Source organism: Verrucomicrobiales bacterium (assembly GCA_016793885.1).
In the GTDB taxonomy this organism is placed as follows: Bacteria; Verrucomicrobiota; Verrucomicrobiia; order Limisphaerales; family UBA11320; genus UBA11320.
The window spans coordinates 73,673-96,982 of the sequence record JAEUHE010000197.1 but is presented as its reverse complement, the minus strand read 5'-3'; the positions used below and the strand labels follow the sequence as shown (position 1 = coordinate 96,982).

General features: G+C 58.2%; 16 protein-coding genes and 3 tRNA genes. 2 read left to right on the top strand and 17 right to left on the bottom strand.

The genetic code is table 11. From position 1 onward, the window contains the following. Nucleotides 1–2,748, top strand: coding sequence for a tetratricopeptide repeat protein (locus tag JNN07_22750; protein MBL9170569.1), 2,748 nt, complete (start codon nt 1–3; stop codon nt 2,746–2,748). Nucleotides 2,749–2,774: 26 nt separating this feature from the next. Here JNN07_22750 and JNN07_22745 read toward each other — a convergent pair whose 3' ends face one another. The 13 genes from JNN07_22745 to JNN07_22685 form a co-directional block, all read right to left on the bottom strand. Beyond that, entirely contained in the window at nt 2,775–4,598 is a 1,824-nt protein-coding gene (locus JNN07_22745) for a threonine--tRNA ligase (protein MBL9170568.1), read from the bottom strand. Nucleotides 4,599–4,757: 159 nt separating this feature from the next. Then, on the bottom strand, nt 4,758–8,924 hold the full coding sequence (gene rpoC, locus JNN07_22740) for a DNA-directed RNA polymerase subunit beta' (protein MBL9170567.1): 4,167 nt from the start codon (nt 8,922–8,924) through the stop codon (nt 4,758–4,760). A 53-nt stretch (nt 8,925–8,977) separates the two neighbouring features. Beyond that, a complete protein-coding gene (gene rpoB / locus JNN07_22735) occupies nt 8,978–12,793 on the bottom strand; it encodes a DNA-directed RNA polymerase subunit beta (GenBank protein ID MBL9170566.1) in 3,816 nt (1,271 codons plus the stop codon). A gap of 214 nt (nt 12,794–13,007) precedes the next feature. Continuing rightward, nucleotides 13,008–13,394, bottom strand: a complete 387-nt coding sequence (gene rplL / locus JNN07_22730) for a 50S ribosomal protein L7/L12 (GenBank protein MBL9170565.1) — start codon at nt 13,392–13,394, stop codon at nt 13,008–13,010. A 145-nt stretch (nt 13,395–13,539) separates the two neighbouring features. After that, a complete protein-coding gene (locus tag JNN07_22725) occupies nt 13,540–14,049 on the bottom strand; it encodes a 50S ribosomal protein L10 (protein MBL9170564.1) in 510 nt (169 codons plus the stop codon). Between the two features lie 28 nt (nt 14,050–14,077). After that, on the bottom strand, nt 14,078–14,776 hold the full coding sequence (locus tag JNN07_22720; GenBank protein ID MBL9170563.1) for a 50S ribosomal protein L1: 699 nt from the start codon (nt 14,774–14,776) through the stop codon (nt 14,078–14,080). A gap of 56 nt (nt 14,777–14,832) precedes the next feature. Then, nucleotides 14,833–15,258 carry a 50S ribosomal protein L11 gene (gene rplK / locus JNN07_22715; protein ID MBL9170562.1) on the bottom strand — a complete coding sequence of 142 codons (426 nt, stop codon included), beginning with the start codon at nt 15,256–15,258 and terminating at the stop codon, nt 14,833–14,835. 67 nt (nt 15,259–15,325) lie between these two features. After that, nucleotides 15,326–15,874 carry a transcription termination/antitermination factor NusG gene (nusG, locus tag JNN07_22710; GenBank protein ID MBL9170561.1) on the bottom strand — a complete coding sequence of 183 codons (549 nt, stop codon included), beginning with the start codon at nt 15,872–15,874 and terminating at the stop codon, nt 15,326–15,328. A gap of 22 nt (nt 15,875–15,896) precedes the next feature. Next, on the bottom strand, nt 15,897–16,103 hold the full coding sequence (gene secE / locus JNN07_22705; GenBank protein ID MBL9170560.1) for a preprotein translocase subunit SecE: 207 nt from the start codon (nt 16,101–16,103) through the stop codon (nt 15,897–15,899). Nucleotides 16,104–16,302: 199 nt separating this feature from the next. Beyond that, nucleotides 16,303–16,392: transfer RNA gene (locus JNN07_22700), tRNA-Ser, on the bottom strand. A 13-nt stretch (nt 16,393–16,405) separates the two neighbouring features. Then, nucleotides 16,406–16,481, bottom strand: a tRNA-Trp gene (locus JNN07_22695). A gap of 80 nt (nt 16,482–16,561) precedes the next feature. Beyond that, entirely contained in the window at nt 16,562–17,752 is a 1,191-nt protein-coding gene (gene tuf / locus JNN07_22690) for an elongation factor Tu (GenBank protein MBL9170559.1), read from the bottom strand. 56 nt (nt 17,753–17,808) lie between these two features. Further along, nucleotides 17,809–17,884: transfer RNA gene (locus tag JNN07_22685), tRNA-Thr, on the bottom strand. A 673-nt stretch (nt 17,885–18,557) separates the two neighbouring features. Here JNN07_22685 and lysS point away from each other — a divergent pair. Further along, on the top strand, nt 18,558–20,012 hold the full coding sequence (lysS, locus tag JNN07_22680) for a lysine--tRNA ligase (GenBank protein MBL9170558.1): 1,455 nt from the start codon (nt 18,558–18,560) through the stop codon (nt 20,010–20,012). Here the strand turns inward: lysS and JNN07_22675 are convergent. The 4 genes from JNN07_22675 to JNN07_22660 all read right to left on the bottom strand — a co-directional run bounded on the left by JNN07_22675 (nt 20,009) and on the right by JNN07_22660 (nt 23,296). After that, a complete protein-coding gene (locus JNN07_22675) occupies nt 20,009–20,407 on the bottom strand; it encodes an RNA-binding S4 domain-containing protein (GenBank protein ID MBL9170557.1) in 399 nt (132 codons plus the stop codon). The two genes, lysS and JNN07_22675, sit on opposite strands and share 4 nt — an antisense overlap. 122 nt (nt 20,408–20,529) lie before the next feature. After that, a complete protein-coding gene (locus JNN07_22670) occupies nt 20,530–21,048 on the bottom strand; it encodes a two pore domain potassium channel family protein (GenBank protein ID MBL9170556.1) in 519 nt (172 codons plus the stop codon). A gap of 44 nt (nt 21,049–21,092) precedes the next feature. After that, a complete protein-coding gene (locus JNN07_22665) occupies nt 21,093–22,616 on the bottom strand; it encodes a hypothetical protein (GenBank protein ID MBL9170555.1) in 1,524 nt (507 codons plus the stop codon). Then, a complete protein-coding gene (locus tag JNN07_22660) occupies nt 22,613–23,296 on the bottom strand; it encodes a response regulator (protein ID MBL9170554.1) in 684 nt (227 codons plus the stop codon). The genes JNN07_22665 and JNN07_22660 overlap by 4 nt, the downstream gene beginning before the upstream one ends. Nucleotides 23,297–23,310 lie beyond the last annotated feature (14 nt).

Here is a 23,310-nt window from a genome sequence, read left to right as displayed (position 1 = left end):
ATGTCGGAAAGAACCCTGCGCTCGGCGGAGGCTTGGTTCCTTCCCGGTTCTCAGACAGAACGGTGGCTCGCCGAGCTCGCTAGATGCGGCTTGGCGGAGGCCGACACCCTGCTCCATGTGGTGCCCTCCTCGGCATCGGACCCCGGGGCCGCCGGCGTGCTCATCATTCCCGCCCCAGGGAAAAGGCCCCAGGCCCTACCTTCGGGATTCGCGTGTTCCTGGCTCGGCAAGAGACTGTGTGTTCCAGCCGACGCTGAGCTATATCCTCCCCTGGCTCCAGCCGAGGCCGATGCGCTCTGCGGCGACGATCTCGTGTTCCTCCATCCAACGCTTGGAGCAAGCCGTTTCGCCCACACGAAGCCGCTTCACGTTTGGGATCTGCTGGTGAGCCCCGATGCCCAGGCCGCTGAATGGAGCGGCGCTCGACTCGGCGTTCGACTGCACTCCGACCTCACGCACATCACGCTGCAGTCGCCACCGCGACTGCAGGATCTGTTCGGTGATGCGGTCGACTTGATTGGCACACGGCCGGCCCACGAGCTTCCTCCCGGCCCGGAAGAACTCCGAGCCGATGGGCGATCCTTCACCGATCAGTTGAAGGACATGATAGCCCAAAGCATTCAAGGGGTAGCTTCTCAGTTACCGCAGGAATCAGTCGCGAAGGAGTGGGTCAATCCGTTGACTCAGTGGGCAACGCGCCGATTCGGCGAGGAAAGCCAGAACCTGCGGAAGGAACGCGACCTGGAGTTGCACCGTTTGCTGAACCAACTGGAGCGCGATCCGGAGTCGGGACTCCGACACGCCATCCCGCTCACCCACCTGCCGCATCGCGGCCGCGCGAAGCCGGGATCCCGTCTCGGAACCAGAAATCCCGACTTTGACCCTCAGCGGCTGGGAGGAGAGCCAGCCGACTTTTGGGAAGCTCCCGCAGATCTGCAGGCCAGACTCAGACGAGCCTACTGTGAACTGGCCAACCGAGAACTCTCCCTGCGGAATTTTCGTCGTGCCGCCTACATTTTCGCCCATCTGCTGGGGGATTTGGCATCGGCTGCCGATGCCTTGAAGCAAGGAAAGCACTTCCGGGAAGCGGCTGTGCTCTATGAAGAGCGCATGCAGAACACGATGGCAGCAGCCCATTGCCTCGAGGAAGGGGAACTCTTGCCGGAAGCTCTGGAACTCTACGAGCGGATCGACGCCAAGGCGGATGCCGCCAGGGTCCATGAGAAACGCGGGGATATCGCCGCGGCGAGGAAGATTTGGATCACGATGGTGGCAGACCACCGCTTGGCCGAAGATCACCTCGAAGCAGCCCGCTTGCTGGACGAAAAGCTGGACTTGCCGGAAGAGGCCGCAACGGAGCTGCAAGTTGGCTGGCCCGACTCCCCGCAGTCCATACCCTGCCTGCACGCCCTGCTCGAACTGTGGTCGAGACGCGGCCATCATGGAGAGACCATCGGGTTTCTTGGGAGGATAGAGCAGGCTCGCGGGGCTTTCTGGAAACAGGATGGCTTTCTCGAAATCCTCATCCAACAGGCGCGACGACACCCGGATCCCCAGGTGCGCAAGGCGACCGCCAATCTCTGCCATATCGCCATATCCCGACGCCTGCAGGAACCGCGATTGCCGCTGCGCACCCTTTCACGGCTCGCCAGTTATCTCTGCGAATTGACACCTGGTGACCGGCTCCTCTGCCGGGATGCCAACCACTATGTCAACTGCCGAAGGCATCCAGCCAACCTCGGCAGCAAATCCGGCTCCCATCAGGAGGATACTCAGAGCGGCCCGACCGGAACCACGGGGAAGGCGGGCGCGGAAAACCTGGTGCTCCCGAGCGGGGTCCGATGGCTGAGTTTCAAGCCAGCCGGTTCAGGATTCTACGGGCTCGGCGCCAAAGGGATGCACTGGGTGATGATCCGGGCGTCCTGGAGCGGGTTGGTACAAACGCTTGAGGTGGCCGCATCACCAAAGCGAGACACCACCGGACTCCTCTTCGAGCCAATCCCGCCCGACGGAAGCGAAGTCCTCTTCCGACTGCCCCAGGGCCAAACCAGCGGGCCGATCCGTTTTCCAGTCGCTTCCCCAGATTTCCCGGAAGCAGCGGAACTCTTGACCCCGGGATGGTTGGGATCCCGAGGTCACCCGGTATGCTGCACCTCCGAAGGAGTCTGGAGCCTGGAACTCGCTCGTTCCTCGGCCACCGTGTTCCACCATCAGTTTGACGGCACACTGATCAGAAGCTGGGACATCAGCGAACCTCTCCTGGCCAGCGACGTCCCCAGTGCATCCCTCGGAGCGTGCCTGGCGGCGGGTAAGAATGTGGCGGCAGTCAGCCTCGGCAACCGCTTGCTGATCCTCAGCCACCGAGGCACCTGGGAAGGCCACGAGTTGCCCAGCAAAGTCCATCGCTTGCTCCTGGACGAGTCCACGGTCAAGCCCACCATCATCGCAGCTCTCGATCAGGGAGTCTTTTACCATTCTCCCGGCCCGCCGCTGACCTGCGGCGCACTGGACGAAGCCACGCCAAAGCCTTTGGTGGCTCTGCTCGGCCGCGGACTCGTACTGATTCACGCGGGGGAGGAGGGACGCGTGTTGCGCGTCGACGCCGAAGGCGGAACCCAGCTCATGCACTGGACGACCGCGGACCGAACGATCATCGCAGCCCTGCCCCTCGGCTCGCGCGGAGAGTTCGCGCTTCTCGATCAGGACGGCATCATCACGAGGCATAAGTTGCCTCGGTCACGGTCCTAAGCCCACCCCAACCCGTCAGAAACGGCTCAGCTCCGACGCTCCTTGATGGCGGCAACGATGTCGGCCACCACCTCGTCGCGAGGCTTCACGCCCTGACTTCCCTTGCCGTGCAGGCGAAGCGCAACGGCGTTCGCATCCTTTTCGCGCCCACCAATCACCAGCATGGTGTGAACCTTAGATTCTTCCGCGCGAAGAATTTTGCCGTTGATTTTATCCGTCCCGAAATCCAGATCGACTCGCACATGTGCGGCCCGCAGCTGGGTCACGATGGCTTGCGCGTATTCCACCAACGACGGCTCATCGCCAATCGTCAGCACGCGCACCTGCTCGGGCGCCAGCCAGAGCGGAAAGTTTCCAGCGTAGTGTTCGATCAAGAAGCCGATGAACCGCTCATGTGTGCCCAACGGGGCGCGGTGAATGCACAGCGGAGTGGCGTCGGTATTGTCGCGGGTCTTGTAGGTCAGCCCGAACCGCTTGGGAACCGCGAAATCAACCTGATTGGTCGCAATGGTGAACTCCCGACCGCTCACGCTCCAGACCTGAACGTCGATCTTCGGGCCGTAGAACGCAGCCTCGTTGGCAACCTCAATGTAATTGATCTTCGACTCGTTGAGAACATCGCGAACCATGTCCTCGGTCTCCTTCCAAAGCTCCGGTTCATCCACAAACTTCTGACCGAGCTTGGAGGGATCGTGAGTGCTGAAACGCATCAGATATTTCTCAAACCCGAAGAGTTTGAAATACTTCAGATACATCTCGTTCACGGCGCGAAACTCCTGAGCAAACTGCTCCCGAGTGCAATAGATGTGGGCGTCATTCATCTGGAGGGCGCGCACCCGCATCAGGCCCATCAACTCCCCGCTCTGCTCATAACGATAGCAGCAACCGTACTCAGCCAACCGCAAGGGCAGATCCCGGTAGCTGCGCGGCTCGGCAGCGAAGATCTTATGATGCCCCGGGCAGTTCATGGGCTTAAGATAGTACTTCGTGGCATTGAGGTCCCCCGGAGATTCCTTCATCTCGATCGGTGGGAACATCGATTCCGCATACATCGGAAGATGCCCTGACTTGATGTACATGCTCTCCTTGGCAATGTGCGGAGTCCGAACACGCACGTAGCCCGCCTCAAACTCGGTCTCCTTAGCGAGCTTCTCCAACTCCTCCACCAGCACCCCGCCTTTAGGCATCCAAAGCACGAGACCGGGCCCGATGTCGTCGTCAAACGTGAAGAGGCCCATATCCTTGCCGATCTTGCGATGGTCCCGTCGGCGTGCCTCTTCCTGCTGCTTGAGCCAGTTTTCGAGCTCCTCCTTGCCCTTGAACGCGGTCCCGTAAATGCGCTGAAGCTGCGGGTTCTTTTCATTGCCCCGATAGTAGGCGGCAGCGACCCGGAGCAACTTGAACGCTTTCACGTTGCCCGTCCGCATGACGTGCGGCCCCGCGCACAGATCCACAAATTCGCCGTTCTGGTAGAAAGAGATGGCTTCTCCCTCCGGAATGTCCGCCAGCCGCTCCACCTTGAAATTCTGCCCCTTCTCCTCGAAGTAGGCTTTGGCTTCCTCGCGGGTCTTCGCGAGCTTCTGGAAGACTTGGTTCTCCTTCACCACCTTCTTCATCTCCTCCTCGATGCGCGTGAAGTCCTCCGGGGCGAACCGATGGCTCTTGAGATCAAAGTCGTAGTAGAAACCCTCGTCCGTGGGCGGGCCAATGTCGAGCAGAGCGTCCGGCCACAGCCGAAGGACCGCGGTGGCAAGAATATGCGCGCAGGAGTGCCGGATGCGCTGCAACTCATCCATCTGTTCTCGCTGGTCCAGGGTCTTCCGTTCGACTGGTTGCTTTGGGGCTTCCATAAATGATCCTCAATATCCGTTCAAACTACTCACTACTCATAAACAAAAACGCCTCGAACCTTGTGAGCGCGAGGCGTTTTCCCATTAGATTATTCGCTGAATAAGGGCGGCGCGAGGGAGCGCGCCGCCCCGAAAAACTCGAGGTCTGATGGACCTCGATCAGCTAAGCACGCCGTGCGCCTCGGCGGCCGGCGCGCCTGCCTGCGGCGGAACCGGAGGTACCTCCTCGATCAACGGAGGCAATTCCTCGAGCTCAACCATCGGCTTCAGCTTGACCTCACGGTGGTCGTTGAATCCGGAGCCAGCCGGAATGATGTGACCCATGATCACGTTTTCCTTGAAGCCGCGCAGATAGTCGACTCGGCAGGTCGTCGCTGCCTCGGTCAGGACACGAGTCGTGTCCTGGAAGGAAGCGGCGCTGAGGAAGCTCTCGGTCTCCAAGGAGGCCTTGGTGATTCCAAGCAACACCGGCTGGGCTTCAGAGGGCTTACCACCCATCTTCTCCACCCGAGCGTTCTCTTCTTCAAACTCCGACTTCTCAATCTGTTCGCCCCACAGGAACCCGGTATCTCCCGGCTCCGTGATGCGGACCTTGCGCAGCATCTGGCGCACGATGATCTCGATGTGCTTGTCGTTAATCGTCACACCTTGCAGACGATAGACTTCCTGCACTTCGTTGACCAAATGCTCCTGAAGCTCCTGCGGTCCATTGATGTCCAGGATCTCATGCGGATCGATCGGACCTTCCGTGAGCTGCTGTCCCTTGCGCACAAAGTCGCCCTTGAACACAATGACGTGCTTGCCGATCGCGATCAGATGCTCCTCCTCGACGTTGGTCTGAGGATCTTTGATCAAGATGCAGCGCTTGCCACGAACGCTCGGGCCGAAGTCGACGATGCCGTCGATCTTCGAAATCTCGGCGGCATCCTTCGGACGGCGAGCTTCGAAGAGCTCGGCGACACGCGGAAGACCACCGGTGATGTCCTTCGTCTTGGAAGTCTTACGGGGCGTCTTCGCCATGACCTGACCGGCCACGGATTCGCCACCTTCCTTCACAACGATGTGCGCGCCAGCCGGAATCGGATAGCTAGCGATCGGCTCGTCATCTTCGTCCAAGATGTTAATCTGCGGATGCAGATCTTCCTTGTGCTCGATGATAACCATCGCCTCTTGGCTCGTCGTCTCATCCAGTTCCTGCTTCATCGTCACTCCCTCGATGATGTCATGGAACTTAATGCGACCCGGCTTCTCAGCGATAATCGGGACGTTGTAGGGATCCCATTGGACGATCGGCTCGCCCTTCTTGACCCGGCCTCCGTTCGGAACGGAGATAACAGACCCGATGACCAGCGTGTGGTTTTCCAGCTCACGGCCATCCTCGTTCAAAACGACCACGGAACCGTTCTTGTTCAGAACGACGTGATTGCCATCTTCGAGTTCAACCGTGCGCAGATCGACGTATTGGATAACGCCGTCATGCTTCGGCTTGATGGTGGGCTGCTTGAATCCGCTGGTCGCCGTTCCACCGATGTGGAACGTACGCATCGTGAGCTGGGTTCCCGGCTCACCGATCGACTGGGCGGCGATGATGCCGACAGCTTCACCACGCTTGACCAGGCTGGCGGTTGCCAGGTTACGGCCGTAGCAGTAGATGCAGATGCCCTGCTTGGATTCGCAGGTCAGCACAGACCGGATCTTCATCTTGTCCACGCCAGAACTGTCGATGGCCTTCGCCTTGATCTCGTCGATTTCCTCGTTCGCCCGCACCAGGAAGGATTTGGGGTTGCTCGGATCGATGATGTCATCGCAGGAGTAACGTCCCACCAGGCGCTCGCTGAGTTTGACGACTTCGTCTTCACCTTCGTAGATCGCCTGCACCCAGATGCCGTTGGAAGTATTGCAGTCGTCGATCGTCACGATCACGTCCTGCGCCACATCGACCAGCTTACGGGTCATATAACCGGAGTCAGCGGTCTTGAGCGCCGTATCGGCCAGACCCTTACGGGCACCGTGAGTGGAGATGAAATACTCCAAAACGGTCAGACCTTCACGGAAGTTCGAGAGAATGGGCTTCTCGATGATGTCGCCGGAGGGCTTGGCCATCAGTCCGCGAACACCGGCCAACTGACGAACCTGCTGGCGGTTACCACGAGCGCCGGAGTCCACCATCAGATGGACCGGGTTGTACTCCTTCTTGCCCTGGTTGTGCTCCAGGGTGCGGAGCATGACGTTCGCGATATGATCGGTCGCCTGGGTCCAGATATCGATGATCTTGTTGTAGCGCTCACCCGGAGTGATAAGACCCTGGCGGTACTGCTTCTCAACGTTCGCAATTTCCTTCTGCGCAACCTCGATCTCCTGGTTCTTCTCTTTCGGAATGATCATGTCATCAATTCCGATCGAAATTCCGGCGCGAGTCGCTTCCCGGAAGCCGAACTCCTTGAGCTTGTCCAGGGCGATGACCGTCTTCTCGTGACCGCAGACCTTGTAGCAACGCCAGATAACGTCGCCCAGCTGAGACTTGCTGATGACCTTGTTCGGGAAACCGAGCTCCTCCGGCCAGATCTCGCTGAAGATGACGCGGCCGACGGTCGTTTCGATGACCCGCTTGTTCATGTCGCCGAACTCAGTCTTGCGGCCGATGTCGGGATTGCACATCCGGATGCGATCGTGGGTGACCACGGCACCGTCCATGTGCGCGAAGATAACCTCGCTCTTGTTGGCGAACAGCATGAGCCGGTCGCCGTCCTTGCGGACCTTGCGGGGCTCAGCGGTCAGATAGTAACAGCCCAGGGGAATGTCCTGGGTCGGCGTCATGATCGGCTTTCCGCTCGACGGGCTGAAGATGTTCAGCGGCGCCATCATCAAGAGGCGGGCTTCCATCTGAGCCTCGACGGACAGCGGGACGTGCACAGCCATCTGGTCACCGTCGAAGTCCGCGTTGTAAGCGGTGCAAACCAGCGGATGAATCCGGATGGCTTCGCCTTCGATCAACACGGGCTCGAAAGCCTGGATGGACAAACGATGGAGAGTCGGAGCTCGGTTCAACAGAACCGGATGCCCCTTGGTCACTTCTTCCAGGATGTCCCAAACTTCGGGCGACTGACGTTCGATCATCTTCTTGGCTGAGCGAACGGTATGAACGTAACCGAGTTCCTTCAGGCGGCGAATGATGAACGGCTCGAACAGCACCAGAGCCATCTTCTTCGGCAGACCGCATTGGTTGAGCTTGAGCTCAGGTCCGATGACGATGACGGAACGGCCGGAGTAATCGACACGCTTACCGAGCAAGTTCTGACGGAAGCGTCCGCTCTTGCCCTTGAGCATGTCGGACAGCGACTTGAGCGCCCGGTTGCCAGCGCCCGTGACAGCGCGGCCATGACGACCGTTGTCGAACAAGGCGTCGACCGCTTCCTGAAGCATGCGCTTCTCGTTCCGGATGATGACCTCAGGGGTCTTCAGCTGGAGCAGGTTCTTCAAGCGGTTGTTACGATTGATGACCCGGCGATACAGATCGTTCAGGTCAGACGTAGCAAACCGTCCACCTTCGAGCGGCACCAACGGACGGAGGTCAGGAGGAATCACGGGCAGAACCGTGAGGATCATCCACTCAGGGCGGACCTTGTGCGCCAGGAATGCTTGGAGCAGTTTGATCCGCTTGGAGATCTTCTTGCGGATCTGCTTGCTCTTCGTTTCGGTCATCGCCTGCTGCAGATGCGTGATCGCAGCAGCCAGGTCAACCCGACCCAAGGCGTCACGAACGGCTTCGGCACCCATCTTGGCAGTGAACGAGTCAGCGCCGTAGGTTTCGCGGGCTTCGCGATACTCATGCTCGCTCAGGAGCTGATGGAGCTTGAGCGGCGTGGCTCCGGGATCAATCACGAGGTAATCCTCGTAGTAGATCACGCGTTCCAAGTTACGAGCCGTGACATCGAGCACGAGGCCGATGCGGGAAGGCATGCACTTGAAGAACCAGATGTGCGAGACCGGCACCGCCAATTCGATATGGCCCATCCGCTCGCGCCGGACGCGGGCAAGAGTGACTTCGACACCACAACGATCGCAGACAACACCCTTGTGTTTAATGCGCTTGTACTTGCCGCAGGAGCATTCCCAATCCTTTACAGGACCGAAGATGCGCTCGCAGAACAAGCCGCCCTTCTCGGGCTTGAACGTGCGGTAATTGATGGTTTCCGGATTCTTCACCTCGCCCTTCGACCAGGATCGGATCGAATCCGGCGAAGCAACGGAGATGGCGACATGGTCGACTTGGTTTACTTTATCCAAGCCGATCAGTTCACGGACAGACTCTCTGTTGGAGTTCATCATAGTATGGAGCTAACAGGACGGTTTTGGCGCCTAAGTTTTCGGGTTTCGTCTCAGCTGGGCAGCTGCGCCGGCTGAGGCGGGGTATCAATTGGGTTCGAATAACCCACTCGCACATCCAATCCCAGAGATTGCATTTCCTTCACCAGAACGTTGAAGGACTCAGGGATGCCTGCTTCGAGCGCATTGTCACCCTTGACAATGCTCTCATAGATACGCGTGCGCCCTTGCACGTCGTCCGATTTGACGGTGAGCAACTCCTGGAGCATGTATGCCGCTCCATAAGCTTCCATGGCCCACACTTCCATTTCCCCGAAGCGCTGTCCGCCGTACTGCGCCTTACCACCCAGCGGCTGCTGCGTGACGAGCGAGTAGGGTCCGACGGCTCGAGCGTGGATCTTGTCCGCGACCAAGTGGCCCAGCTTCATCAAGTAGATGTAACCCACCACGATTTCCTGGTCGAACTGCTCCCCGATACGTCCGTCATAGAGCCTGACTTTGCCGTGCTCAGGAAGCTTGGCGTCCTTCAGGTAACTGCGGATGTCCTTTTCCTTCATGCCGTCGAACACCGGAGTGGCAAATTTCATGCCGAGCATCTTGGCAGCCCAGCCCAAGTGCGTCTCCAAGACCTGTCCAACGTTCATGCGCGAGGGCACGCCCAGCGGATTCAAGACGATCTCCACCGGAGTGCCGTCCTCGAGGAACGGCATGTCCTCTTCCGGCACAATCTTGGCAACAACACCCTTGTTACCGTGACGACCGGCCATCTTATCACCCACCGAAAGCTTCCGCTTCGAGGCGATATAAACCTTCACCTGCTTGATGATTCCAACGTCGATTTCGTCGCCGGATTCAACCCGCTCCATCTCCTCATCCATCTGCATCTGAAGCTCATCGAACTTCTTTTTAAAGGTGCCGATGATCTCGTTGATCTTGTTGCGGATCGGCGAGGGATCGATCTCGATACGATCGTAGACCTGAGCCAGCTTGCGCAGGAGGGTCTTGGTGATCTTGCGGTTGGCCGGGATGATGATCTCACCCGTCTCGGAGTTCACGACATCCAGCGGGATCTTCTCACCCAACAGGATGTTGCTCAGGGCTTCAGTCAACTGCTCGCGCAGATCCTCGATCTTGCCCTTATGGTCGTCCTGCAGCTGCTTGCTCGCCTTCTTAGCCTCGGCCGGAGAGAGGCGATCCTTGTCGAGATCGCGCTCCTTCTTGGAGGAAACTTTGACATCCATGACGATGCCATAGGTGCCCGACGGAACCTTCAAGGAGGTGTCCTTAACGTCCGCTGCCTTCTCACCGAAGATAGCGCGCAAGAGACGCTCTTCCGGAGCCAGTTCAGTCTCGCTCTTCGGAGTGATCTTACCCACCAGGATGTCGCCCGGCTTCACTTCCGCGCCAACACGGATCACGCCGTCGGGTCCGAGGTTCTTCAGCGCTTCGTCGCCCAAATTCGGGATGTCGCGCGTGATTTCTTCGGGCCCCAGCTTGGTGTCACGAGCGCCCACTTCGAATTCATCGATGTGGATGGAGGTGAAGATGTCTTCCTTCACAATCCGCTCGCTGATCAGGATGGCGTCCTCGAAGTTGTAGCCGTTCCAAGGCATGAATGCGCAGAGCACATTCCGTCCCAGGGCCAGCTCGCCCTTCTCCGTGCACGGACCATCGGCCAGAACTTGACCCTTCTTAACCGAAGCACCCTTCTCGACCAGAATCTTCTGGTTGATGCAGGTAGCGGCGTTGGAACGCATGAACTTACGAACAGGATAGACATGGACGCCGGCACTGGCGTCGGTCTTGATCTTCTTCTTGCCCTCGGGAAGCTTGCCGTCCTCGGTGATGATAATGGAGTTTCCGTTGACGGAGGCAACTTTACCAGCTTCCTCGGCAACCAGCACCGCGCGGGAATCGCGAGCCACGCGCTCCTCGAGGCCCGTCGCCACAAAGGGAGCTTCGGTGATCAACAAAGGAACCGCCTGGCGTTGCATGTTGGAACCCATCAATGCGCGGTTCGCATCGTCGTGTTCCAAGAACGGGATCAGCGAAGCGGCTACCGATACGAGCTGCTTGGGCGAGACATCCATGTAGTCGACCTTCTTCGGCTCGACGTCGACGAAGTCACCTTTGCAACGGCAGGTCACCCTGGCAGTGGTAAAGTTGCCTTTCTCGTCAATCTGGGCGTTCGCCTGCGCAACCGTGTAGTTCTCTTCTCGGTCCGCTGTCAGATAATCGATCTGGCCGGTGACCCGGCCGTTTTCGACCTTGCGGTAGGGCGTTTCGAGGAACCCGAAATCGTTCACCCGGGCAAAGGTCGCCAACGAAGCGATCAGACCGATGTTAGGTCCTTCAGGCGTCTCGATCGGACAAATACGGCCGTAGTGGGACGGATGGACGTCACGGACCTCAAAGCCAGCACGATCTCGGGAGAGACCGCCAGGTCCGAGGGCCGAGAGCCGACGCTTGTGCGTCAACTCCGCCAACGGGTTGATCTGATCCATGAACTGCGACAGCTGACTTCGGCCGAAGAAGTCGCGGATGACCGCCGAAAGAGCTTTCGGGTTGATCAGCTTCTGCGGAGTCATCTGCTCCAGGCTCTGATCAAACAGCGTCATGCGCTCCTTGACCAAACGCTCGGTGCGGGCCAGACCGACACGGCACTGGTTTGCCAGCAACTCGCCCACAGTACGAACCCGGCGGCTGCCCAAATGGTCGATATCGTCGAGCGAACCTTCCGAGCGCTTCAGCTTCAGAAGATACTTGGTCGCGGCGACCAGATCTTCCTTGGTCAGGATGCGGGAATCATTCTTGTCGTCGAATCCGAGCTTTTGATTGATCTTGTACCGACCGACACGACCGAGGTCGTATCGCTTCGGATCAAAGAACAACCGCTTGATGAGCGCCCGGGCGTTGGCGGCAGTCGGCGGATCCCCAGGCCGGAGACGGCGATAAATATCCTTGAGAGCCTCTTCTTCGTTCCGGGTCGGATCTTTCTTCAGACACTTGATGATGATGCCATCGTCAGAGGTGGTGTCCACGACCCGAATCTTATTGGTTCCCAGATCACCGATCTGCTTCACCACGGCCTTCGACAGCGGCTCGAAAGCGCGCGCCACCACCAGGCCCTTGTCAGGGTCGACGGCGTCCTCGATCAAAACCTTGTTCTGCAGGTCGTCCAACTTCTCCGCTTCCTTGATCGAAAGCTCTTCGATCTCGTAGAACAACTGGAGAATCTCCGCATCCGTGCTGTAACCGAGAGCGCGGAAGAAAGTGGTTGTAAGGAACTTGCGGCGGCGCTTCTTCCGATCCAGATAGACATACAACATGTCGCTGGTGTCGAACTGCGCCTCATACCAGGAGCCGCGGTCGGGGATGATACGGAAAGAATGCAGCTTCTTGCCGTTCGGATGAATGGTCTCCTCAAATGCGAGACCAGGGGAGCGATGCAACTGGCTGACAATCACCCGCTCAGCACCGTTGATGACGAAGGTGCCTTGGGGGGTCATCAAAGGCAGCTCACCCATGAACACCTTTTCTTCCTTGGTGCCCTTCTCCTCCTTCAGCCGGAACGTGACGTAAAGTGGTGCGCCAAACGTGATTCCCTCGCGCAGGCACTCGAGCCAATCTTGCTTAGGTTCACCAATCTCGTAACTGTCATACTGCAGCACGCATTTACCATCGTAGCTCTCAATCGGAAACACTTCCGTAAAAACCGCTTCCAGCCCGGTATTCTTCCGTTTGGACGCCGAGATATCCAACTGCAAGAACTCCTTGTACGAAGTCGTTTGCAATTCGATAAGATTCGGCGGGGCAATGATTTCTTTGATCTTCCCGAAGTTGATACGCTCAGTTGCTTTCGATGGCATTTTTGGTCCTCATCATCGTCCGGAAACCGGCCGGACTCTGGTTTTATTCAACGACATAAGGCAAGCGTCCCGGTTTTTCTCCCGGAATACTTGCCAATCTAATCGGCTCTGACTGTTCAATTTTGCGGTCTCTTGGAGCGTAATCGCGCTCCGAAAATGGAGATGGCGTCGGGACGACGAGTCCGCTCATCGTCCCGACGCTTGAGAACGGTAATTACTTCAACTCAACTTTGGCACCAGCTTCTTCGAGCTTCTTCTTGGCAGAATCAGCATCGGCTTTGCTAGCACCTTCGAGCACGGGCTTCGGAGCGCCTTCAACCAGAGCCTTGGCTTCCGCCAATCCCAGTCCGGCCTTGACCTCGCGAACCACTTTGATGACGGCGATCTTCTTATCAGCCGGCACAGACGCCACGATCACGTCGAACGTGGTCTGGGCTTCAGCAGCGGGAGCGGCGGCGCCAGTAGCACCACCGGCAGCTGCAACAGCCACAGGAGCCGCGGCGCTAACACCCCAGGCGGCTTCGAGTTGCTTAACCAAATCCGCGGCTTCTACCACGGTCAACTTGCTCAACTGATCAACGATCGATGCGATATCCGACATAGTTCCTTTCAGTCTCGTCGTCCTTCACGGCCATGAAGGTTTTCAGCCTGCGGCCCGCAAACCGACGATTTACTTTGTTGTTCTTGATGATTCCCCAGACGGACATCGTCCGGAGGAAATTGTTACCAGTCCAAAACCGATCCGATTAAGCTTTCTCGGACTTGGCCTTGATGACCTGAGCCAGCTGACTCGCCGGCGTATTGATGATGCGCACCAGGCTCGTGGCAGGGGTATTGATAAGCCCGAGCAGCTTGGCCCGCAACACGTCGAGGGAAGGCAGATCTGCCAGGATGTTGATGGCCGCCGCCTCCATTCGCTGGTTCGCGAGGAACCCGAATTTCAACTTGGGCTTTTCAAACTCCGAAGCAAAGGTCTTGAGGATCTTGGCTGCCGCCGCCGCATCCTTCTGGCCCGTGATCACGGCCGTCTGGCCCGTGAGGGTGCTTCCCAGATCAGCGACCCCAGAGTCCTTGGCTGCGATCCGGAAGATGGAGTTCTTGACGATATGAATCTCAGCACCAGCGCCGCGCAGGCGCTTGCGGAGCTCGGTCAAGGGCGCGACCTTCAAACCGGTGTAGTCTACCACGAAGAAGAAAGGAGACTTCCCCAACCGGGCGACGTATTCCGAACTGATGTTTTGTTTCTCAGCACGCATGGAGTAAAAGGTATTTTAGGGTTTCTGTTTATGCTGCCGAGATGAACTCTTTGGTATCGATCCGGATGCCAGGGCTCATGGTGGCCGACAGCGTGCAGCTGAGGACAAAGATGCCCTTGACGCTCGCCGGTCGCGCTTTGTAGAGCGTCTCGAGGACGGTGCGGGCGTTTTCTTCCAGCTGCTTGGGAGTGAAGGACAGCTTGCCAACGGGAACGTGAACATTGCCGCTCTTGTCGGTTTTGAACTCGACACGGCCGGCTTTGACTTCCTTCACCGCTTTGGCGGTGTCGTCCGTGACGGTGCCCGTCTTCGGATTCGGCATCAGACCTCGAGGTCCGAGCACCTTACCCAGCTTACGAACTTCGGTCATGGCCTCAGGCGTCGCAATCGCGACGTCGAAATCGCACCATCCCTCATTGCACTTCTTGATCAACTCATCAAATCCAACATGCTCAGCTCCGGCCGCAGTGGCGGCATCGGCGGCCTGGCCGCTCTTGGCGAACACCAGCACGCGGACGGTCTTGCCGCTGCCATGAGGCAATGGAACCGTGCCACGAACCATCTGGTCCGACTGACGGGGATCCACCCCTAAACGCATGGATAGTTCGACTGTTTCGTTGAACTTCGCCTTCGGGAGCTTGGCGAGTGTTTCCACCGCGGCCTTCAAGGCCTGCGGCTTGGTCTTGTCGACCAGGCTAAGTGCTTTTTTGTATCGTTTACTTGGCATGTTTTATAGGCGGTGCATACGAGCGTTGGCTCTCCCGCTTTTTGGGACGGACTAAATCAGGGAATGACTTCGATGCCCATGCTGCGGGCAGTACCCGAAATCAAGCGAAAAGCGGCCTCGTCGCTCGCCGCGTTCAGATCCTTGGCCTTCATCTTGACGATGTCCATGATCTGCTTACGAGTCACTTTGCCAACCTTGTCCTTGTTCGGAACCTTGGACCCGGAGGCAACACCAGCCGCTTTCTTCAGCAAAATGGAGGCGGGCGGAGACTTGGTGATGAAGGTGAAGGATTTGTCCTGATACACCGAGATCACGACCGGGATGACCAAGCCGGCATCGCCTTTGGTCACCGCGTTGAACTCTTTGCAAAAGGCCATGATGTTCACGCCATGCTGACCCAGCGCAGGACCGACGGGAGGAGCCGGATTGGCCTGACCTGCCGCGATCTGCAACCTAATTTCACCAACTTTCTTCTTTGCCATAACTAAGTTTTCTCTTCGAAATTTCTCGTCGCCTTACCCGATATTGCGGCCAGCGATTTAGGCCCGCTTAGGCCTTCTCCACCTGCCAGTATTCCAGCTCAACCGGAGTATTCCGGCCGAAAATGTTCACCGTGACCTTCAACTTGCCCTTGTCCGGGTCAATTTCTTCGATCACACCGCTAAAGTTGAGGAAGGGCCCGTCGTTGATCTTGACCGTCTCGCCCACGTTGAACGCAACCTTGGGCTTCTCCTGATCCTCCGACTCGGAGATCTGAGCTTTGATCGATTCGATCTCGTCGCCCGGAGTGGGCGTCGGACGCTCCCCGCCCACAAAGCCGATGATGCCTTGAGTCTCGCGGATAAAATACCAGGGCTTCTCAATGATCCGGTTGCCCTCATCCAACAGAACCATGTCGACGAAGACGTAACCCGGGTAGAGCTTTCGGTTCGTGACCGTCTTTTTGCCGTTGCGAACCTCGGCAACGCGTTCCATCGGAACCAGGACTTCGTGAATGAATTCGGACATCTCCTCGGCTTTGACCCGCTTTTCGAGGCTGTCCTTAACCTTCTGTTCCTGACCGGCCAACGTATGAATGACGAACCACTGGCTACGCATGCGAGTAATTGAACTCCGCAAACTAGGCGGTCTTGTTGATGTTGGTGAGAACGTTGACCACGACGGTGATCAAAAAGTCAACGCTCACAATGAAGAGGCCGAGCAGCAGGATCGTGATCATGACCACCGCCGTAGAACCCTTCAGTTCATCGACCGTTGGCCAAGTGCACTTCTTGAGCTCTTCTTTGGTGTCCTGAACGTATCTCGTCAGACGCAGCAGATAACCCATCCGCCACAGGATGCCGAAGATCACTGCCACCACGGCCAGGCCGATTCCAAATTTAGTATAGTCGTTCACGCAAAATCTTCGACTTGAACCACCGACACTGCATCACCCTCGAGACCCTCACACCCAGCGTTCGAGCTCGAACCTTCTAGAACATCCCACTAGCGCACGCGCCAGTCGGCGAACCTCTCAGCCGCCGCTCTGGCGGAGGGGGAGGGATTCGAACCCCCGATCCCGGTTAAGAGATAGCGGTTTTCAAGACCGCCGCGATAGACCACTCTGCCACCCCTCCGACCACACAAAGCTGGCAGGGCGTGAGGGACTTGAACCCCCAACCAACGGTTTTGGAGACCGCTACTCTACCAATTGAGCTAACGCCCTAACCTAAAGTCTTTCGCGCGTCGCCCGCAAATAGTTGCCAGAGGAGATAAACTCCCCTGGCAAACACGCAAAGAGTTAACTTACTTAACGACTTCGGAAATACGACCGGCACCAATGGTGCGACCGCCTTCACGAATCGCGAAGCGCTGACCTTTTTCCATCGCGACAGGCACGATCAGAGTCACCTCGACCGCAACGTTGTCACCAGGCATAACCATTTCAACGCCAGCAGGCAAGATCACACTTCCAGTCACATCGCTGGTGCGGAAGTAGAACTGCGGACGGTAGTTCGTGAAGAACGGAGTGTGACGACCACCCTCTTCCTTCGAGAGAACATACACTTCAGCTTTGAACTGAGTGTGCGGCGTGATGCTGCCGGGCTTGGCGAGAACCATACCCCGCTCCACATCTTCCTTCTTCGTTCCACGCAGGAGAATACCCACGTTATCGCCGGCGCTCGCCTTGTCGAGCAGCTTGCGGAACATTTCGATGTCAGTCGCGGTCGTTTTGCGGGTGTCTTTCAACCCAACGATTTCAACTTCCGTCATCTTGTTCAGCTCGCCACGTTCCACACGGCCGGTCACCACGGTTCCACGACCTTCAATGTTGAACACGTCTTCGATGCACATCAGGAAGGGCTTGTCGACCTCGCGAGTCGGCAGCGGAATGAAAGCGTCGATCGCGTCCAACAACTCCTGGATCGCCTTCTCACCTTCAGGCTTGGCTGCAATCGCCGCGGTGGCGCTACCACGAACCACCGGGGTCTTGTCGCCCGGAAATTGATACTTGTTGAGCAGGTCGCGGATTTCCATCTCGACCAGATCCAGCAACTCCGGATCATCCACCAAGTCAACCTTGTTCAGGAACACCACAATCGCCGGAACACCGACCTGACGAGCGAGCAGGATATGCTCACGGGTCTGAGGCATCGGACCGTCCGCCGCGCTCACCACCAGAATCGCACCGTCCATCTGAGCGGCACCGGTGATCATGTTTTTGACATAATCAGCGTGTCCAGGGCAGTCAATGTGCGCGTAATGGCGGGAATTGCTGTCGTATTCCACGTGGGAGACAGCGATGGTCACGGTCTTCGTATCATCACGAACCGTTCCACCTTTGGTGATTTCAGCATAGCTGATGGGCGGGGCCATACCCTTGCGGTGCTGCACTTCGACGATAGCAGCAGTCAGGGTCGACTTACCATGATCGACGTGCCCAATCGTGCCAACGTTCATGTGCGGCTTCGTCCGTTGGAAATTTTCTTTTGCCATGCTGTCTCCTGTTCTCTGATGTTTACGTTATCGTTTGTTTCTCTAATTAAATAGTCTGGAGCCCATGATCAGGATTGAACTGATGACCTCGTCCTTACCAAGGACGTGCTCTACCAACTGAGCTACATGGGCGCTCACCCACAATCAGACGCCAACTTACCTCGACTGACGCTGCTTTCTTCCAAAGAATAAAAAGCCGCAACCCCGACCCTTTTTCTCAAAGGCTAGTGGAGCTGCACGTCACACCGGTTCGGCCCAATGACTGGCCGCAAAAGCTATGAAAGCTAGGCGGAGGTGTCAACGGGTTTTTAACTAATTGTGGATGATCGAAATCCGGTTCCGGTCTCCCTTGGCCCCCGACCACCGCAAACGCCCCTGCTTTCATAGGCCAATCCCCACATTCTAGGCAAATTCTTCCTATTGATGTAGTTCATTAACAAAACTCATATTTTTCTCAAGGCAGTCACAGGTTTGCCTGAGATTCGGGGCGCCCCTCCGCTTTTCCAGCGGTCCTAACAGCGAAGGGCGTGATTATTTCTGGGTCAGGCGCCGAACGATCCAACGGCGAACCGAGTGATCGTTCTGCGCATGGAGTTACGCCCGAGGCGGAAAGGACGTTCCCCTGGTCGCAACATTACAGAATCCAGCATTTCCAGGGGCATCAACCACCAGGGGCCCCCTAAAGCCCAAGCCTCACCCGGAAATGATCACGCACACCCACCACCAGAACCGCCCTCCGCAAATACTTGGACACCATCGGTCCCCCATGGTTTGATGAGGGTCGCGTTCGTTATCCGTTTTCTTTATGGAACCACAGACCGATTCACTGATTGATCAGCGAAAAGCCAAGCTCGCGGCCATGCAGGCCGCTGGAGTCAACCCTTTCAAGAACAAGTTCACCCCCTCGGAGAGTTGCTCGGCGGCCCGCGAAAACTATGTCGAAGGACGCGCGGTAGCTGTCTCTGGCCGCATTATCGCCCACCGCGACATGGGTAAAAGCCACTTTGTAAACCTGCGCGACCAATCGGGCCGAATTCAGGTGTATGTCCAAAAACAGGCGCTCGGCGACGCACAGTGGGAACTCTTCAAACTCCTGGACCTCGCGGATATCATTGGCGTCAAGGGCACTCTTTTCACCACCAAGACGGGAGAAATCTCCGTCAAATGCGACAGTTTCACCGTGCTTTCCAAGGCTCTGCGTCCCCCTCCCTCCCAATACTACGGACTCGAGGACACGGAGGTGCGCTACCGGCAACGCTATCTCGATCTGATGGCGAACGATCCGGTCAAACAGGTGTTTCTCCACCGAAGTTTGATCATTCGCGAAATCCGTAGCTTTTTGCACTCACGCGGATTTGTCGAAGTCGAGACGCCCATGATGCAAGCCATCCCGGGAGGCGCCGCCGCACAACCCTTCGTCACCCACCACAATGCCCTGGGCTGCCAGTTTTACCTGCGGATCGCCTTGGAACTCTACCTGAAACGCCTGCTCGTCGGCGGTATGGACCGAGTTTTCGAGATCGGACGGAACTTCCGGAACGAGGGCTTGTCCCGACGCCATAACCCCGAATTCACCATGCTCGAAGCCTACGAGGCTTTCGGTGACTATGAGTCGATGATGGAGTTGGTGCAGTCGATGATCTGTCAAGTCGCCGACAAACTCCAAGGGGGCTACAAGATCGAGCACAAGGATGCCAGCGGAGCGGTCACCAAAACGATCGACCTTACCCCGCCATGGCGCCGGGTGACCTACAAGGATCTCGTTCGAGAAAAGGCAGGGGCCGACTGGTTTGACGTCACCCCCGCCGAACGCCGCGAACGCGCCATTTCATTAGGCGCTGAGATCGGCAAAGACCACGAGGATTTTGAAATCACTGGAGCGGTGTTCGAAAAACTGATCGAGCCAACGCTCATCCAGCCCACCTTTGTCACCCATCTCCCCAAGGAATTGGTGCCGCTGGCCAAGCTTTCTCCGGACGATCCGACGACCGTCGAGGTCTTCGAGTGCTGCATCAACGGCCAGGAGATTGCGCCAGCCTACACCGAACAGAACGACCCGATCGAACAACGCGAACGGCTGGAACACCAGGCCGGGGGTGAGCAACAGAAGCTCGATGAGGATTTCCTCCAGGCTCTGGAGCACGGCATGCCGCCGGCCGGGGGCATGGGATTGGGGATTGACCGCCTCTGCATGATGCTGCTCGGACAGGAAAGCATCCGCGATGTCATCCTGTTTCCGCAGCTGAAGCCCAAGGCTTAATCGCTAGAAGAATCCAGCCGATCCATCGCCCGACGATCTCGCTTCGTGGGACGGCCCTCGCCTTTGGCCCTGGGGCTGAAGCCGCTACCAGCGGCGCGAACTTCCCGAGCCCGCTGATACTCCTCAGCGGGCGTCAGGTCTTCCAGGCATTCGGGCACCACGCTGGCCGCAACCCGCCGCTCAATGGGTCGCAGCACCCGCACCGTGCGGGATAACCCTTCCATGGAAACGGTGATCACATCGCCTACGCGAGCGGAACGGGAGGGCTTCACGGCCACGCCCTGGAGGGAAACCCGACCATTGTTGCAGGCCTGAATGGCCAGCGATCGCGTCTTGAACAGACGAACCGCCCACAACCATTTGTCCATCCGGACTTCGCTGGGTACCATCTCCATAGTCGATTCAGATATCGCAACTCCGAGCGGAAACTAATCGCGCCCCACCCACCAGTCAATGCCGGGGCTCCCAGCGAAGCAAACGCGGGTGTGACTATCTCCGGGTGAGATTCCACGCCCGGTCAGTTGCGCGTGGCGGCATCTCTCCAAAAACGCTGCATCTCCAGGAAAGTGAAGGAGGTCGACCAACCGAGCAGCATCCAGCCGGTTAAGGCCTCGGTCGCAGCAATGAAGCGAATGGGGCCGACTGGAACCAGGTCTCCGTACCCCACCGTGGTGTAGGTCACAAAAGAATAGTAAACGTAATCGAGCCAGTTGGCCGCTACCCCCGTCGCCTGCACGTGCATGATGTGACCAAAATCAGCCACTCCGTCCAAAAACCCGAAGCCTGAAGCGAACACCCATATCTCCACCAGATGGGTGGCAAAGAGTCCCAGGATCAGGACGAGCACCCGGGTTCGATGCAACTGCCGAAGCCGAGCCAGCCAATCCGACAGCATGCGCAACACCTCGTAGTGCAACAGCACACAGGCCACCACCAATGCAACCGAGATCAAAGCCACCAAATATTGCCCGCGTGGGATGGGTATTCCCGACCCAACGAGGGCCAGATCGAGAACGCAATCAGGAAAAGAGGTCACTCGAAGGTGACAGTGTCAGGTCCAGGCTCAAAGAACAGTCAAAATCAAGAACCAGCCTGCGCCAAGGGCAACTCGACGGTAAAGGTACTGCCGACCCCGATCTCGCTGCGAACCCCCACCTTGCCGCCGTGCGACTCCGTCAGGGCTTTCACCAGCGAGAGTCCCAACCCCGTGCCGCCATCCGCGCGGCGCCGGGCCGAATCGACGCGATAGAAGCGTTCGAACAGGTGCGGCAGATGCTCCGCCTCGATGCCGATGCCCTGGTCGGTCACGCTCAGGCATACCCCGCTCGAGGTCGCCGCCAGCGTCACCACGACCTCATACTGCGGCGGAGAATGCTTCACGGCATTCTCCACGAGATTGAACACAATCCGTTCCAATGCCAGCGGGTCAGCTTCCACGTGCATCCCATCCCCCTTGACCGCGTGCACCAAGGAAAGCCTGACCTGCCGGCCCGCGGCGAAGATGTCGAGCTTATCCAAGACCTGCTTGATCAAGGCGCTCAGATCCACCCGCTGGCGAGGTGCCAGGGGCTGCCCCGCATCCGAACGTGCGAGGGTGAGCAGGCTGTCCACCAAGCGCGAGAGATGCACCGACTCCTCGAGATTGCTGCGAAGCGTCTGCACCAGCAACGGGTGGTTGGCCGGCTCCCGCAACGCAACTTGAATCTCGCCGCGAAGAATGGTCAGCGGGGTGCGGAGCTCGTGGGCGGCATCCGCAACGAAACGCTGCTGCGCCAGGTGAACTTCCCCCACGCGCTCGATGAGCCGATTGCAGGCACTCACCAGCCGAGCCGCCTCTCGATTGTCCTCCGGAACTTCCAGCCTGGCACCCTGGAGGCGGTCGATCGGCAGCTTTTCTGCGGTGTCTGCGACCGCGTTGAGCGAACGGCTGTGCCTGGTGGTCCACCAAGTCCAGCTCCCCAGCAGTGCCGCCACCCCGGCCACCAATGTGCCGAACCGGAACCATCGCTCATTTAAGGGACGGAGGACATCCGCCTGTCGCATGCACGCTTGCAGCCAGGCACTGATGAAAGCCCGCTTCGAACCCGCGTCGTAATCGTTCACCGCGGCGGTGGCCACCACCCAGGGCTCCCCATCGTGCGAAACCATCCGCTGCACCCAGGCGGCCCCCAAGATATTGGAGGCGAATAAACGATTGAACACTCGCGGATCAGCGGCTACCTCGGGCGGAAGTGTCGCAAAGCCGGGCAAGGGAGTCTCGCCGTTCATCGGACGGAGCAGCTGGACTGACGGCAACCGTGCGGCGGTCTGATTCAAGGGTAACGCGGCGCCAGATCCGCCCGGTCGGCCAATCTCCCAACCGGACAGGTCATACAGCAAAACCCGGAGGTGCCGCGGATTGGAGGAAACCACGCGCTGAAGATGGGCCGAATACTCGGGTTTCCACGCATTCACATGGTTCGCAATGAGCTGGGCCTGCATGGAAAGAATATTCTGGGTTTGCTCCAGATCCCGCCGGTTCGCTTCCAACGTGCCCCAGGTTCCCCAGGCCAGGAGCACCAGAACCCCGCTCCACCAGATCACGCATGGCCCCCACCGCTTCATAGCCCCTCCAATTCAGCGCGCAGGACATAACCCACACCCCGCACCGTGTGGATCAACCGCCCCGAGAATCCGCGATCCACCTTTTCCCGCAACTGGTGAATGGTCACATCAATGACGTTGCTGAATGGATCAAAAAAACGATCCCAGACATGCTCCGCCAACTCGGCGCGAGTGACTACCTCGCCACTGCGACGGAGCATCAGCTCCAAGATCGCAAAAGGTTTGGCGGTAAGGTCGATCTGCTTCCCGCTCCGACGCACCTTGCGGGTGCGTGGGTCGAGCTCCAAGTCATGGCACTTGAGAACCAACGGAGCCTCCACTCCACCGCGACGCAGGAGCGCTCGAACCCGCGCCAGGAACTCGTCGAGATCGAAGGGCTTCACTAAATAATCGTCGGCCCCCTGATCAAGCCCGCGAACCCGATCCGCAATGCCATCGCGCGCGGTCAGCATCAGGACCCGATGGAACCGATCCCGGCGCCTCAGCTCCCGCAGCACGGTAAAGCCATCAATGCCGGGCAGCATCACGTCGAGAACGATCAAGTCATAAGGGTTTTCCCCAGCAAGCTGCAGTCCCTCGTTGCCATCAAACGCCACATCCACCGCATACGACTGCTGCTTCAGCCCACGCTCGAGAAAGCGCGCGACCTTCGGCTCATCTTCAATCACCAGGAGACGCATCCTCCAGACCATAA

Bases quoted from the DNA above. Each gene is read 5' to 3' on its own strand.
- JNN07_22750 (MBL9170569.1), top strand. From the start codon at position 1: ATGTCGGAAAGAACCCTGCGCTCGGCGGAGGCTTGGTTCCTTCCCGGT.
- JNN07_22745 (MBL9170568.1), bottom strand. From the start codon at position 4,598: ATGGAAGCCCCAAAGCAACCAGTCGAACGGAAGACCCTGGACCAGCGA.
- rpoC (MBL9170567.1), bottom strand. From the start codon at position 8,924: ATGAACTCCAACAGAGAGTCTGTCCGTGAACTGATCGGCTTGGATAAA.
- rpoB (MBL9170566.1), bottom strand. From the start codon at position 12,793: ATGCCATCGAAAGCAACTGAGCGTATCAACTTCGGGAAGATCAAAGAA.
- rplL (MBL9170565.1), bottom strand. From the start codon at position 13,394: ATGTCGGATATCGCATCGATCGTTGATCAGTTGAGCAAGTTGACCGTG.
- JNN07_22725 (MBL9170564.1), bottom strand. From the start codon at position 14,049: ATGCGTGCTGAGAAACAAAACATCAGTTCGGAATACGTCGCCCGGTTG.
- JNN07_22720 (MBL9170563.1), bottom strand. From the start codon at position 14,776: ATGCCAAGTAAACGATACAAAAAAGCACTTAGCCTGGTCGACAAGACC.
- rplK (MBL9170562.1), bottom strand. From the start codon at position 15,258: ATGGCAAAGAAGAAAGTTGGTGAAATTAGGTTGCAGATCGCGGCAGGT.
- nusG (MBL9170561.1), bottom strand. From the start codon at position 15,874: ATGCGTAGCCAGTGGTTCGTCATTCATACGTTGGCCGGTCAGGAACAG.
- secE (MBL9170560.1), bottom strand. From the start codon at position 16,103: ATGGGTTATCTGCTGCGTCTGACGAGATACGTTCAGGACACCAAAGAA.
- tuf (MBL9170559.1), bottom strand. From the start codon at position 17,752: ATGGCAAAAGAAAATTTCCAACGGACGAAGCCGCACATGAACGTTGGC.
- lysS (MBL9170558.1), top strand. From the start codon at position 18,558: ATGGAACCACAGACCGATTCACTGATTGATCAGCGAAAAGCCAAGCTC.
- JNN07_22675 (MBL9170557.1), bottom strand. From the start codon at position 20,407: ATGGAGATGGTACCCAGCGAAGTCCGGATGGACAAATGGTTGTGGGCG.
- JNN07_22665 (MBL9170555.1), bottom strand. From the start codon at position 22,616: ATGAAGCGGTGGGGGCCATGCGTGATCTGGTGGAGCGGGGTTCTGGTG.
- JNN07_22660 (MBL9170554.1), bottom strand. From the start codon at position 23,296: ATGCGTCTCCTGGTGATTGAAGATGAGCCGAAGGTCGCGCGCTTTCTC.